Annotated in this window: 14 protein-coding genes; 8 read left to right on the forward strand and 6 right to left on the reverse strand. The window is 62.3% G+C overall.

Features of this window, described 5'->3' with window-relative positions:
• Positions 1-72: 72 nt before the first annotated feature.
• The 3 genes from C0V82_RS18605 to C0V82_RS18615 form a co-directional block, all read right to left on the reverse strand.
• Positions 73-1392, reverse strand: a complete 1320-nt coding sequence (locus C0V82_RS18605; protein ID WP_102113924.1) for an MFS transporter — start codon at positions 1390-1392, stop codon at positions 73-75.
• Between the two features lie 20 nt (positions 1393-1412).
• Positions 1413-2201, reverse strand: a complete 789-nt coding sequence (locus tag C0V82_RS18610; protein ID WP_245924237.1) for a hydroxypyruvate isomerase family protein — start codon at positions 2199-2201, stop codon at positions 1413-1415.
• Between the two features lie 97 nt (positions 2202-2298).
• Entirely contained in the window at positions 2299-3528 is a 1230-nt protein-coding gene (locus tag C0V82_RS18615; protein WP_102113925.1) for an MFS transporter, read from the reverse strand.
• Positions 3529-3582: 54 nt separating this feature from the next.
• Here C0V82_RS18615 and C0V82_RS26990 point away from each other — a divergent pair, with 54 nt between their 5' ends.
• The 6 genes from C0V82_RS26990 to C0V82_RS18640 all read left to right on the forward strand — a co-directional run bounded on the left by C0V82_RS26990 (position 3583) and on the right by C0V82_RS18640 (position 8753).
• A complete protein-coding gene (locus C0V82_RS26990) occupies positions 3583-3852 on the forward strand; it encodes a hypothetical protein (RefSeq protein ID WP_158660040.1) in 270 nt (89 codons plus the stop codon).
• A complete protein-coding gene (locus C0V82_RS18620; RefSeq protein WP_102114398.1) occupies positions 3812-4918 on the forward strand; it encodes an LLM class flavin-dependent oxidoreductase in 1107 nt (368 codons plus the stop codon). Before C0V82_RS26990 ends, C0V82_RS18620 begins: the two co-directional genes overlap by 41 nt.
• Entirely contained in the window at positions 4918-5478 is a 561-nt protein-coding gene (locus tag C0V82_RS18625) for an NADPH-dependent FMN reductase (RefSeq protein WP_102113926.1), read from the forward strand. Before C0V82_RS18620 ends, C0V82_RS18625 begins: the two co-directional genes overlap by 1 nt.
• Positions 5479-5509: 31 nt before the next feature.
• A complete protein-coding gene (locus tag C0V82_RS18630) occupies positions 5510-7873 on the forward strand; it encodes a beta-glucosidase H (protein WP_102113927.1) in 2364 nt (787 codons plus the stop codon).
• Positions 7874-7991: 118 nt separating this feature from the next.
• The gene (locus C0V82_RS18635; protein ID WP_102114399.1) at positions 7992-8423 is read left to right on the forward strand and encodes a CBS domain-containing protein; all 432 of its coding nucleotides are present in this window, start codon (positions 7992-7994) and stop codon (positions 8421-8423) included.
• 18 nt (positions 8424-8441) lie between these two features.
• Positions 8442-8753 (forward strand): DUF6496 domain-containing protein, encoded by a 312-nt coding sequence (locus C0V82_RS18640; RefSeq protein WP_102113928.1) that lies wholly within the window; start codon positions 8442-8444, stop codon positions 8751-8753.
• Between the two features lie 75 nt (positions 8754-8828).
• Here the strand turns inward: C0V82_RS18640 and C0V82_RS18645 are convergent, their stop codons facing one another.
• Genes C0V82_RS18645 through C0V82_RS18655 form a run of 3 tightly spaced genes read right to left on the reverse strand, consistent with a single transcriptional unit; the run spans position 8829 to position 10991 of the window.
• On the reverse strand, positions 8829-9953 hold the full coding sequence (locus C0V82_RS18645) for a glycoside hydrolase family 130 protein (protein WP_102113929.1): 1125 nt from the start codon (positions 9951-9953) through the stop codon (positions 8829-8831).
• 22 nt (positions 9954-9975) lie between these two features.
• Positions 9976-10758, reverse strand: coding sequence for a mechanosensitive ion channel family protein (locus C0V82_RS18650; protein ID WP_102113930.1), 783 nt, complete (start codon positions 10756-10758; stop codon positions 9976-9978).
• A gap of 5 nt (positions 10759-10763) precedes the next feature.
• Complete coding sequence (locus tag C0V82_RS18655) at positions 10764-10991, reverse strand: hypothetical protein (RefSeq protein ID WP_102113931.1); 228 nt, start codon at positions 10989-10991, stop codon at positions 10764-10766.
• 185 nt (positions 10992-11176) lie between these two features.
• Here C0V82_RS18655 and C0V82_RS18660 point away from each other — a divergent pair, with 185 nt between their 5' ends.
• Positions 11177-11944 carry a response regulator gene (locus tag C0V82_RS18660; RefSeq protein WP_158660041.1) on the forward strand — a complete coding sequence of 256 codons (768 nt, stop codon included), beginning with the start codon at positions 11177-11179 and terminating at the stop codon, positions 11942-11944.
• A gap of 144 nt (positions 11945-12088) precedes the next feature.
• Entirely contained in the window at positions 12089-12598 is a 510-nt protein-coding gene (locus C0V82_RS18665) for a YciE/YciF ferroxidase family protein (RefSeq protein WP_102113933.1), read from the forward strand.
• Positions 12599-12604: the final 6 nt, after the last annotated feature.

Genomic DNA, 12604 nt, shown 5'->3' on the forward strand with positions numbered 1-12604 from the left:
CCCCTTCATATCCCTCAGGTTCGGTAAACTGCGGGGCACGGCGATCATCGCCGTGCCCCTTTTTCATTGAGATTATGCCTGCCGTTCCGGCCAGAAGCCGATGCAGACGATCTGGGCCGCGATGGCCAGCATGGCGGGCGCGTAATACAGCACATGCACCATCCGCTTCGCCTCGTCGCTGACCGCCGCCGGGTCATAGCCGGCCTGGGCCAGACCGAAGGCAACAATGGCACCGCCCACCGCCATGCCGACCTTGATCGACAGATTGACGCCGGCAGCCAGCAGCCCTTCATTGCGGGTGCCGAACTGCGCCTCGTGATAATCCACGACCTCCGCCCCCATAGCGAAGATGGCGGTCATGGAAATGCTGATCAGGATTGAGGACAGGATGTAGACGGTCAGGAACAGGGCGGGCACCGTCTCTGTGAAGGGTAGGGCGGCATAAAGCACCAGGGCCGCCGCCAACGCCACCCGGTTGCCCGTGCGCATGCCCAACCGCTTCAGGAAGGGCGGTGCGATGGCAGATCCAATTAGCAAGGTGCCCGACACAGCCGGCAGCAGGATGGAGATCATCCAGGGTTGTTTCAGGATATTGATGGCGAAATAGGCCGTGACCGACAGCACTGCACCGAACCGGATGAAGTTCAGGCAGGCAAAACCAAACACGACCAGCCATGCACGGTTACGCAGCATGTCGCGGATGGAAGACAGGCTGGTTTCCTGCTGACCCGTTGGTGGCGGCACCACCTCCCGGCAACTGGCAAAAAGGTTCAGGGTCAGAAGCACCGTCACCGCCGCCATCAGGATCGCGACCCACAGGAACCCCTTGGCCTGATCACCGTCGCCCAGTGCCTGGACCAGCGGCATTGTGGCTGCCGTGGCCACAATCACCGACAGGGCGGTGCCGGCGGCCCGCAGGCTGCCCAACTGCACCCGTTCATCCTGCCGCACCGTCATCATCGGCATCAGTGCGCCATACGGGATGTTCACGATGGAATAGAGCAGGCCCAGAATGACGAAGCTGACGCACGCCCACAGTAATTTGCCCGTCCCATCCAGCGGCGGAACATAGAAGCTGGCGACACAGAACAGGCCGAAGGGGATCGCACCGAACAGGAAATAAGGCCGCACGCGGCCCCAGCGGCTGCGCGTCCGGTCTACCGCCAGACCCACAACAGGGTCAAACGCCGCATCCAGCAGGCGAGACAGCAGGAACAGCGTCCCCACCACGCCTACCGGCAGCAGCGCCACATCGGTGTAGAAATACAGCAGAAACGCCCCAACCATGTTCCAGGTCAGGCCGAAACCGAAATCCCCCGCGCCATAGCTGATCTTGGCCCGCCAGGACAGCGGCGGGGCGGCGATGCCGCCCCCCTCTTGGTTGATCGACATCGCCGTTTCCTCCGCGTTTCTTACAGGCCCAGCGTCTTGCGCGCTTGGGTCAGGCCTTCCAGCGTCGGGCCGGTCGGCTTGTATTCCAGGCCGATGGCCCCCTGGTAGCCCAGGTCGCGCAGAATGCCGATGTAACGCGGCCAGTCGATGGTGCCGCTGCCCGGCTGATGCCGGCCCGGCACGTCGGCCACCTGCACATGCCCGACCAGATGGAACCGTCCCGCCAGAACCTGGGCCGGGTCCTCTCCCATCACGGTGGAATGGTACATGTCGTAGAGCAGGCGCAGGTTGGGGCTGTTCACGGTTTCCACCATGTCCAGCCCTTCAGTCGTGCTGACCAGATACATGCCGGGATGTTCGACCCGGTCATTCAGCGGTTCCAGCAGCAGCAGGATGCCCGCTTCCTCTGCCAGGGTCGCTGCCTGACGCAGAGCCGTGACTGCGGCATCGAAATGATCCTGTCGCGGCACATCGGGCCGGGTGAAACCAGATGCGACGACCAGGGCCGGCGCACCCGCTTCCTTTGCAGCGATCAGGCTGTCGCGAACGGCAGCCAGGAATTCCCCATGCTGGGCCGGATCAACGATGCTGCGGCGCGGTTCGACCACGAAACTGGCCAGCTTCACCCCGGTCTCTTCCAGGGTCTGGCGGATTTCCGACAGCGGCTTGTCACGCCACAGGTGGAATTCCACCGCGTCAAGGCCGGCTGCCTTGGCTGCGCGGATACGGTCGGTGAAAGTGGGATTTTCGGCGGCGAACAGCCACTCTATACAGGCGGCGAGGTACATGATGTCCTCCAGACGGGACATGTTTGACCGGCGACCACCCGGGGCGGTCACCGGCGGCCCGCGCATGCGAACCTGGCGCCGAAGCGCTAAAACAGCAATGTCCGAAGGCCGGGGCCGATCAGTATTTCGGCCCCGTATCCTGCGTACCTTTCAGCAGCGCCAGTAGGGCGACAGCCGCACCGACCAGGGCGATGATACCCATGACCAGGAATGCAGCCTGAACCGTTCCGTTTGTCATCGACTTGGCCCCGGCGACAAAGAACGGGCTGGTGAACTGCCCCAGGAAGAAGCAGGAGGCCCATACACCCATGCCACGCCCGCGATGGGCAAAGGGCAGCTTGCTCTGCGCCCAGGAAATCAGGGTGGGGACGGTGACGCCCGCAGCGGCCTGCTGAATGACGAGGAACGCCATCATCCATTTATAGTCCGGCGCCATGCCGATACCGGCCAGACCGATCCCCAGCATTCCGAAGACGCACAGCAGCTGCAAAGACGTGTTGCGCATGCCCATCCAGCCGAAGATCAGCGCGCCGACCGGCACCGCCAGACTGGCCATGGAGATCAGGGCACCGGTGCGGGCCGGCGTGTCGATGCCAACCTCGCGGAAGGCCAGACCACCCTGAATAATGAAGACGTAATAGAGGGAGGAGGCGAACAGTGTCACAGCGCCGTACACCATTACAGCGCGCACGGGGAACGCCGTCGCTTCGGCTGTTTCCGCATCCGTCCTGGCCGTTGCCGGTGCCTTGACGGGTTCAAAGATCATGAAATACATGCCGACAAAAATCGGCAGGGCGATCAGGTAGATCAGAAACACACCGTTCCAGCTGATCCCCGTCAGCACGCCCGACAACGCGATAACGCCCGACGCCATGGCGGGTCCGGCCAGCCCCTGGAACATCAGTACCCGCCGACGCCCCTTGGCATCGTAATAGTCGGCGATCAGGGTGTTGACGATGGTCAGGATCGCCGCCTCCGTCACGCCCAGCAGCAGGCGGGACGCGATGACCGCATGCAGGCTGTCCAGGAAATAGGGCAGGGAACCGGCAATCGCATAGAAGAAGGTCGCCCAGACTAGCAGAGGCCGCCGGCCGAACCTGTCCACCAGCATGCCGGCGAATGGCGCCAGGATTGCGATGGCGAGACCCGGAGCCGAAACCAACACCGGCACCAGCAGGGAGGCATTCGCCACATCCTTGAAATGATCAAGAATGGTGGGCACCGCCGGCGTCAACGACACAATGGCCAGAATCGGCAGGAAGCCGCTGATCACCAGAATGATGGCTTGGGCAATGCCCGCTTTGCGCACGTCGCCGGATACCGGCGCCGTGATGGCCTGATCAGCCATGGATTTCCTCCCAGATGGCGCAACGAGCGCCATAACAGAATTATGATTCCAATAATGATGCTGGCGGCGGAACTGTTTTGTCAATGCGGTAATTGCAGCATCGACGGTGCCATAAGGACCGGAAAAAAATGCAACCATCCGCCGCTGGTTTCGGTTGACACCAAGCTGTTTGCTCCGTTAGCTATTCAGAATAGCAATTCTAATTCGAAAGCCATGGACGCCGTGACCGTACCCCTGAACGGGGCGCTGCCGGAACGCACCGATGGCCGCACAGGAGGAAACCATGCGTTTTTCGACCTTTCTGAATGCCCGCTGCATGGGTGAGGAACAGGACCGCGACTTGTTGCTGGATCTGGTGGAGCATGTGGAGCGTGCGGAGGCAGCGGGATTCGACGCTGTTTTCCTGCCCGATCATCATTTCACCGGTTATATGCCCATGGCGTCCGATCCGATGATGTTTGCCGCCTATCTGGCCGCGCGGGTCAAGCGCATGCATTTCGGCTTCTCCGTGACCACGGTTCCGCTGCACCATCCCGTCCGGTTTGTTGAGCGCGTGAACATCCTGGATCAACTGACGGAGGGCCGTCTGCTCGTCGGTGTCGGCAGCGGCACGACACCGGAGGAGATGATCGGCTTCGGCGTTAACTACAAGGAAGCGTCGCGTCTGGCGGAAGAAAACCTGGCCATTGCCGAGCAGCTTTGGGCCAAGAAGGCTGAAGAAGCGCCCGTGACTTTCGACAATGGCCATTACAAGGGTGAGGTGGTGCAACGCATCGCCCCTGTCGCCTACACGCCCGGCCATGCCCGGCTGATGCCGGTGGCGATGAAGGAAAGCAGCGCACGGCGCGCCGCACAGTTCGGTTGGCCCGCCTTCATCCCGGCCTTCACCCCGCCGCAGATCGGCGGGACCGAGCCGTTCAAGCATGTGCAGAAATTCTTCACGATCTATCGTGATCTGCTGCTGGCTGCCGGGCATTCCGCTGAACGCGTTGCCGATGCCCTGTCCTGGACCACGCACACCTATCAGTGTGTTCATATTGCAGAGACGGATGAACAGGCCCGCGCCGAGCTGGAGGAAATCCTCACGGACTATCAGGCCGCGGTGGAGCGTGAGGCTGCTTTTAATGCCAAGGCAGAGGCGACGGAAGCCAACAAGAAGACCGACCGCACGCCCAATGCCCTGACCGACGACTGGATCGGCACCTGGTGCCTCTATGGCAGCCCGGAGACGGTGATTGAGCATCTGAAGCCCTATCAGGAACTGGGCATCGGCAATGTGCTCTGCGGCCTGCTGACCGGTCCGCTGACCGCCAAACGCAAGGCGTACGCGAACCAGACCATGGATTATCTGTCGCGCGTCGTCATGCCCGCTTTGAAGGGGGGTGCGTGATGGCAAAACCGCTGATCGTCGGGTTCGGGGGTACCACCCGACCCGGCTCGTCCGGGGAGCGGATGGTGGCTGCCGTTCTGGCGGCAACCGAGCAGCTGGGTGCTGAAACCCGCCTGTTCGGTGGCGCCGCATTGGCCGCCATGCCGCATTTCGCCCCGGAGAATCCGGGCCGCACGGTGGAGCAGATCGAGTTTGTGGAGGCGGTGCGCGCCGCCGACGGCATCGTCATCGGGAGCCCCGGCTACCATGGCGGCGTGTCAGGTCTGGTGAAGAATGCCATCGACCTGCTGGAGGATCTGCGTACCGACGCCCGCGTCTATTTCGACGGGCGCGCTGTGGGCCTGATCGTGACGGCGGCGGGGTGGCAGGCAGGCGGGGTAACCCTGTCCGCCCTGCGCAGCATCACCCACGCCATGCGCGGCTGGCCCACGCCGCTGGGCATCGCCATCAACACAATCGCGCAAAAGCCGTTTGATGCCGATGGCCGTCTGGTCGATGCCGATATCATCGCGCAGGTGAATGCCCAGGCTGCACAGGTCATGGCGCTGGCGCGGCGCTAAACAACGATAAGCTCCTATCGGGGAAGAACCCATGTCCACCCATCCGCTTGATCTCGCGGCGCTGACCAGTGGCCGCGACATGTGGTCCACGGCCGCACTGCCCGGCATCCGTTCCATCATGATGGCCGATGGGCCCATGGGTATCGCGTCGGGACGCGTCGATGAACGCGATGTTGCGGTGCTGACGCCCTGTGGCACGGCGCTGGGCGCCAGTTTTGATGCCGATCTGGTGGCGCGGGTAGGGGCGATTGTGGGTATGGAGGCGCGACGCCTGGGCGTCGATGCCGTTCTGGCCCCCAATCTGAACCTGCAGCGCAGCCCGCTTTGCGGTCGGGCGTTTGAGCTTTATGGCGAAGACCCGTTTCTGGCGGGGCATTTGGGTGCCGCTTGGATCAGCGGTTTGCAGGGCCAGGGTGTCGGTTCCGTCGCCAAGCATCTGGTCTGCAATGACAGCGAGACCGACCGCGACAGCATGAATGCGGTCGCCAGCGACCGCGCCCTGCATGAATGCTACTTGCTGCCATTCGAAATGGCGGCGGCGGCGGGATGTGTGGGCATGCTGGCTGCCTATAACCGCCTGAATGGCGATTATTGCGTGGAGCATAAGGAACTTCTAACCGACATCGTGAAGGGCGAATGGGGCTTCACCGGCTTCATCGTGTCTGATTGGTTCGGTGGACGCGATACCTTGCGGTCGGCCCATGCCGGGCTGGATCTCGACATGCCGGGGCCGGACCGGGTGCTTGGCACCAAGTTCGCAGCGGCGGTACGCGACGGACAGGTGCCGTTGGAACGGCTGGCCGATGCCACGGGCCGCGTGGCCAACGCCGTTGCCCGTATCGACGCCCTGCCGCGTCAGGCGCCGATCGTTGATCCCGATGCCACATTGGTGGAGGCTGCGGCGGCTGGCTTCGTCCTTCTGAAGAATGATGGCGACGTTCTTCCGGTTTTCCCCAAACGGGTCCGCCGCATCGCCATCATCGGCCCCAATGCTGCCAGCCCCTGTTTGCAGGGCGGCACCTTCGCCAAGATCGCCGTTCGTCCCGATTTCGTCACTCCCTTGCAGGCCGTCCGTGACCGGTTCGGTGACAAGTGCGAAGTGCTGTATGAACAGGGTGTGGAGCCGGAATACCGCCTGCCGCCGATTAGCGCCACGCCCGCCCGCGATCTGGGCGACGGGGCCACGCGCGGCCTGACGGTTGAATGGCTTCCGGCGGACGGCGACACGCCTGTCCACGCCGAAACCCGTGACACCAATTCCCTGACCTGGTTCGTGGGGCTTCCGGGCACCGACGCCCTGAAACTGCCTGGGCGCATCCGCGCTACCGGATGGATCACCCCGGAACGCAGTGGCCCGCATCGCCTGCATGTTGGCGGTACCGGTCCGGTCACGCTGTCGGTTGATGGCGAACAGGTCTTTGCCGGCGGTGGCCCGGTCTCCCCATCGGACCTGATGGGCATTCTGAAGGGTGGCGACAGCCAGTCGGTGGTTGTGGACCTGAAGGCGGGGCAGCCCGTGCTCCTGCGTTTCGAATTGACCTACACCCCCGCTCGCGCGCAAGGCTTGTGGTACGGCGTGCGTGGTCCGGACCTGCCTGAAGCGATGCTGGCGCGCGCCGTTGCCGCCGCCGCCAAGGCCGATCTGGTCCTGCTGATGCTTGGTGAGACAGCGGATGCCGGTGTGGAAAGCAAGGACCGTGCGGGCACTGCCCTACCGGCAGCGCAGATCGATCTGATCGATCGTATCCGGCATGTGAATACCAACATTGTCGCCATCTGCAACGTCGCCCACGCCTTCGACCTCTCCTGGCAGGACAAGGTGCGCGGCCTGATGATCACTTGGTATCCGGGTGAGCAATATGGCCCGGCCCTGGCCCAGGTCTTGGCCGGCGATCGTGAACCAGGCGGGCGCCTACCCATCAGCATCGCCGCCCGCGACGCCGATTACCCCGCCTTCGACCTGAAGCCGCAAGCCGGTGGTGCCGTGCCGTACCGGGAAGGCCATTTGATCGGCTACAAGGGCATGCAGGCGGCGGGAAACGATCCGCTGCATGCCTTCGGCACCGGTTTCGGCTATGCGCACTTCGACCTGCTGGAAGCGGCGGTGGCGGGGGAAACGGCGCAGGGTGTTGTGGTTTCCGTGCAGATACGCAATCTGTCGGACCGGCCCGGTAAGGCCGTGCCCCAGGCCTATGTCGCGGGGGCGGACGGTGTGCGTCATCTGTGGGCCTTTGCCGCTGTCACGGTGCCGGCGGGCGAAACGGTGGATGTCAGCCTGATCTTGCCACCGCGCGCCTTTCAGCATTGGGACGGCGGTTGGAAGACAACGGGACCGCATCAGGTCCTTATCGGCTGGAACAGCCGCGATCTGCCATTCTCCTTCCAGATCGGGTAATTGCATCGCCCAAATTTTGTGGAACCACAAGGTTTCCAAATCGTTTCCTTGTGGCAAGGAGATGGTTTGGCGACCTTGTGGGTCGCCGCCATCCCTCCGCTGGCAGATGGAGGCCGACATGAAGGTAAGCGAGGCAATGTCACGCGATGTGCGCGTGGCCAACCCGACCGAAAGCATCGAGGACGTGGCGCGGATGATGGCGGACCAGGATGTGGGTTCGCTGCCGGTGGGCGAGGGCGACCGTCTGGTCGGTATGGTGACTGACCGCGACATCGTGGTCCGTGCCGTTGCCGCCGGTCGTGGCCCCGGCACCAAGGTCCGCGACGTCATGAGTGGCAATGTGAAATATTGCTTCGATGATGAAGAGATCGAAGCCGTATCGCGCAACATGGGCAATATCCAGGTCCGGCGCTTGGCCGTGCTTAACCGTGAGAAGCGGCTCGTCGGCATTCTGTCGCTGGGTGATGTGGCGGTGAATGCACCACAGGTCGCCGGTCATGCCCTGGGCGGGGTTTCCCGCCCGGCGGGCGATCATAATCAACGCGCCTGACGCTGGGGGAGGATGCCGATGCCCCGCCAGAGCGATGAGCAGAAGAATATCGTCCGCAGCGTCATGCATGATTTCAAGCACGGGGAACTGGAGAGTTCTTCAGGCGACACGGTGAAAAGCCGTAAACAGGCGATTGCCATCGCCCTGCATGAGGCCGGCGCATCGAACCAGGAAAGTCCGGCTGCCAACAGCCGCAATCTGCTTAGGACCCGCCAGGCCGGCGACCGGCAGCCCACACGCGCACAGCTTTATGAAGAAGCAAAGCGCAAGGGCATCAACGGTCGGTCCCGCATGTCGAAGACGGAACTGTCGCGTGCCTTGTCGCGTTGATTGTCCGTTCTTATCCCCGATCTCCCTGACCTGGGCGGCGGACCATATGGCCCGCCGCCCGCCCTTTTTAAGGATCTATGGGATGAAGACATGCTTGGGTACATGCGTGATCCGGCAGGCAAGGTCGGCTTCGCCCGATGCGACGATGTAATGATCGCCTGCATCGACGATGCCCGTCGTGAAAACCACGTCACGGACATAAAGCTGATGCTCGATAGGTTTGGTCAGTTCCGCTGATGGCTCCAGCACCGGCTCGGCCGGGCTATGAAGGACACAGGCGGGATCGTCGCGGTCCAGAAGAGACCAGTAGGTACGATAGATACCCACGATTTCCTTCGGTTCCACCCCGTGCCACAGGCTGAGCCAGCCATGATCGGTCAGGATCGGGGGGGCGCCCCCGCCCATGCGCGCCGTAGCCACGGTGCCCGACCGTGGCCGTAGGCCCGGCCGCCGGCAAGGTTTCCAATGCCTGCCATCCGGCGAGGTGGCGAGATTGATTGATGGGCCCGCCCGCCAGGGGCTTCCCGGTGGATAGGCGAAGTAGAGATCGCCCAGGGGGCGGGTCTGTGCCCAGTATCGCCCATCGATACGTCCTTCGAAGATCAGCATATCCTTGTTCTGATGATCCAGGACGATATCGTCGAAACCCCAGTTCAGACCGTCGCCGGAACAATACAGCGTGGTGGAATGCCGCTCCGGGCTGACCGAACAGGTGGTCATCATATACAGGTCGTCGACTTTGGAAATCCGCGCATCCTCAACGCCATAGCACTGGAAGGAGGCGCTTGGTGCGATGGCCCGGTCATAGTGGATGGCGATCCGGTCCAGCCCGTCGGGGCTGAGTTCCACTGGCAGCAGCCAGGACAGCGAGGTCAGTGCCATAATGCGCCAGCCGCCGCCATGGATTAGGAACTTTCGTGGATCGGCAGTATCGACCAGTTCCAAAGGCCAAGCATCCAGCAGGAAACGCCCGCTGTCATCGTCCCAGCGGATAGCATGCACATGCTTGTCACGGATGGGATCGCACAGCGCCTCTGCCACCCTGACCATTAGCAACAGGTTTCCGTTCGGCAGCCTGGTCAGGCCGGGATTGAAGGCCCCCAGGATGAAGGTATCCGCGCCCAATTGCCCCGCCAGCGGGGACAATGACAGGTCAATATCGTCGGGTGATAGGATCAGCTTGTCGATGGCGAAACGCATAGATTTTCTTGCTCCCTGGCTGTCAGGCCGGCGTGATGTCGCGGCGCAGATCACGCAGGTGGCGGATCATGTCCTCCCGGGCCCGCACCACATCCTGGGTCCGGGTCCAGGCCTGAACGGTCAGTTCGACATCTTGCGCGCTTAACGCCGTGACGGTGACCGTGGGGGGCGGGCTGGTCAGCAGCAGGCGGTCATCCGCCATCTCTCCCCGCAGATGGGCTGCTGTCGCCTCTGGGTCCCGGTCCATGGGGATGGTGACTGTCATACTGATCCGCCGCGTGGGATAGGCGGACAGGTTTGCAATGGCCGCGGTGCCCCAGACCTGTCCGTTCGGCAGCAGGACCTTCACATTGTCCCCGGCGGCAATCTCCGTCATGAAGACATTGAGGCTGACCACGATCCCACTCTTGCCCGCCACCTCAATCATGTCGCCGATGCGGAAGGGCCGGAATATCAGCAGCATGATCCCGGCAGCCAGATTGGAAAGGGTACCCTGAAGGGCCAACCCGATTGCCAGCGACGCCGTGCCTAGAATGGCCACAAGGCTGGTTGCCTGCACGCCCGCCACCTGCAGGATCAGCACGAAGGTGACGGCTAAAATCCCGTAATAGGTGAGGCTGGACAAGAACGCTGTGACCGTCTCGTCCATGTGGGTGGCGGCGCCTATACCGCGTTTGACCATATTCATGGCGATGGATGCCGTCCACCGGCCTAGCAGCAGGATGATGATGGCCGCGATCATGCGCAGGCCATAGACGATCAGGATATTCTCCACCTGCGCCAGTTCCGGAACATCGCCGAACATCGTCTTCAAAACCCCCGGTGACCGCCCGTCAGGAGAAAGGCCAGAACCATCGCCAGGATGGCCAGCGCGATCCCGACGCCCAGCACATAGCGCATGGGCTTCACATCAACGGCCTGCCGCTCGGGCGGCGATGAATGCATGACGGGACCGTCCCGGCTCATATGCAGGTGTTGTTCGGATACTTGCGGTTCCTGTTGGTCCGGGTCGCGGCCTGGGTCCGGCGGATGCGCCATGGTAGTCTCCTTGCGTGGCGTCTTCCCTGACAACGGTCCGGGGCACTTTGTGTTCCATTTGGAAACTTTTGCAGCAGTCGAGAGCATCGGGTGTACTGCCGATGCAAGTTCGCTATTCACGCGCAGGTGAGTTAAAAATTTCCAATATCAGCCGAATAAAGCATCTGAAAGCGGGGAGCATGTGCATGAGCAGACGCGGTGTGGAGCCGCATCTGGCGCGATTGCGTCGCCATGCACGGGCGATGGCGGGAAGCCAGTCATCAGGCGACGCCTATGTCACGGCCTTGCTAGACATCATCAATGCCGATGCCAGCATCCTGCATGACCCACGTTGTCCGCGCGTCGGTCTGTTCCGGCTATACAGTCAACTCGTGGCCACAACGTCCCGCGACACCGGGGAAAGCGGTCCCGCAGACCTGCGGCAGTTGCCGGCACCTGCCATGCTGCCGCACCAGATCCGTGAAGCATTGCTGCTGATGTCGGTTGAACGCTTTTCCATAGGTGAGGTTGCCGAGATCATGGGTGTTGCCCCGCCAGAGGTGCAGGCATTGGTGGATGCGGCGGGTGAAAGCCTGGCGGCGCTTGGCGGGGCAGAGGTGATGATCATCGAGAGTGAACCGCTGATCGCCATGAATATCAAACAGATCGTGGAGGATCTGGGCCTGCGGGTGAACAGCATGCCGCCGACACACGGCAGAGCGCTGCCAATGCTGCACCATCATACCCCGGACCTGATCATCGCTGATGGCGGCAGTCATCTTGCTGTCGTGGAGGACCTGTATACCGCCGGTAAACCGCCGGTGATCTTCATCTCCGCCTATCCGGAAATGGTCCTGACCGGAAGCCGTCCGGAACCTGTTTTCGTCGCCGCCAAGCCCTTTGATCCAGCGGAAATTAAGGCTTTGATTTTCCAGGCCCTGTTCTTCGCCGACCTTGACTGGGACAAGGCCTGATCATGTCGAGTTTACGGCTTTCTCACGGCAATACGGGAACAACGGCGCCAGTCGACTGTTTCCTATATGGAACCGATTGGTCTGGCGCGCATCAGAGCCGCCACCCGGAACGGTCCCGACAGCCAACGCCACAGGAGAGCCACCATGGGCTTGTTCACCCGTGACATCCAGTCCCTGGATGATCTGTTCGTGCACGCGCTGCGCGATATCTATTATGCCGAAAACCAGATCATGAAGGCCCTGCCGAAAATGATCAGCAAGGCCAGCGCCTCGGCCCTGAAGCAGGGGTTTGAGGCCCATCTGCTGGAAACGCGTGGTCAGATCCAGCGGCTTGAGCAGGTTTTCAAACTGCATGGGGTGGAGGTGAAAGGCGTCGACTGCCCGGCTATCGACGGCATCATTAAGGAAAGCAACGAGATTGCCGGCGAAATCGCCGACAAGAACGTGCTTGATGCTGCCCTTGCGGCGGCGGCACAAGCGGTCGAGCATTATGAAATCACCCGCTATGGCACACTGGTCGCCTGGGCAAAGCGCCTGGGCCGGGCGGATTGTGCTGAACTTTTGCAGCAGAACCTGGATGAAGAGGCGGAAACAGACCGCAAACTGACCATGCTGGCCGACAATATCCTCAATCCGCGGGCGTCCAGCGTATAGGGTTGG

Origin of the sequence: Niveispirillum cyanobacteriorum (assembly GCF_002868735.1) — a bacterium.
Lineage (GTDB): Bacteria > Pseudomonadota > Alphaproteobacteria > Azospirillales > Azospirillaceae > Niveispirillum > Niveispirillum cyanobacteriorum.

Coding starts and splice junctions, on each gene's coding strand:
- C0V82_RS18625 (WP_102113926.1), top strand. CDS start 4,918: ATGGCAAAACCGCTGATCGTCGGGTTCGGGGGTACCACCCGACCCGGC.
- C0V82_RS18665 (WP_102113933.1), top strand. CDS start 12,089: ATGGGCTTGTTCACCCGTGACATCCAGTCCCTGGATGATCTGTTCGTG.
- C0V82_RS18655 (WP_102113931.1), bottom strand. CDS start 10,991: ATGGCGCATCCGCCGGACCCAGGCCGCGACCCGGACCAACAGGAACCG.
- C0V82_RS18605 (WP_102113924.1), bottom strand. CDS start 1,392: ATGTCGATCAACCAAGAGGGGGGCGGCATCGCCGCCCCGCCGCTGTCC.
- C0V82_RS18660 (WP_158660041.1), top strand. CDS start 11,177: ATGAGCAGACGCGGTGTGGAGCCGCATCTGGCGCGATTGCGTCGCCAT.
- C0V82_RS18630 (WP_102113927.1), top strand. CDS start 5,510: ATGTCCACCCATCCGCTTGATCTCGCGGCGCTGACCAGTGGCCGCGAC.
- C0V82_RS18635 (WP_102114399.1), top strand. CDS start 7,992: ATGAAGGTAAGCGAGGCAATGTCACGCGATGTGCGCGTGGCCAACCCG.
- C0V82_RS18615 (WP_102113925.1), bottom strand. CDS start 3,528: ATGGCTGATCAGGCCATCACGGCGCCGGTATCCGGCGACGTGCGCAAA.
- C0V82_RS18620 (WP_102114398.1), top strand. CDS start 3,812: ATGCGTTTTTCGACCTTTCTGAATGCCCGCTGCATGGGTGAGGAACAG.
- C0V82_RS18650 (WP_102113930.1), bottom strand. CDS start 10,758: ATGTTCGGCGATGTTCCGGAACTGGCGCAGGTGGAGAATATCCTGATC.
- C0V82_RS18640 (WP_102113928.1), top strand. CDS start 8,442: ATGCCCCGCCAGAGCGATGAGCAGAAGAATATCGTCCGCAGCGTCATG.
- C0V82_RS26990 (WP_158660040.1), top strand. CDS start 3,583: ATGATGCTGGCGGCGGAACTGTTTTGTCAATGCGGTAATTGCAGCATC.
- C0V82_RS18610 (WP_245924237.1), bottom strand. CDS start 2,201: ATGTCCCGTCTGGAGGACATCATGTACCTCGCCGCCTGTATAGAGTGG.
- C0V82_RS18645 (WP_102113929.1), bottom strand. CDS start 9,953: ATGCGTTTCGCCATCGACAAGCTGATCCTATCACCCGACGATATTGAC.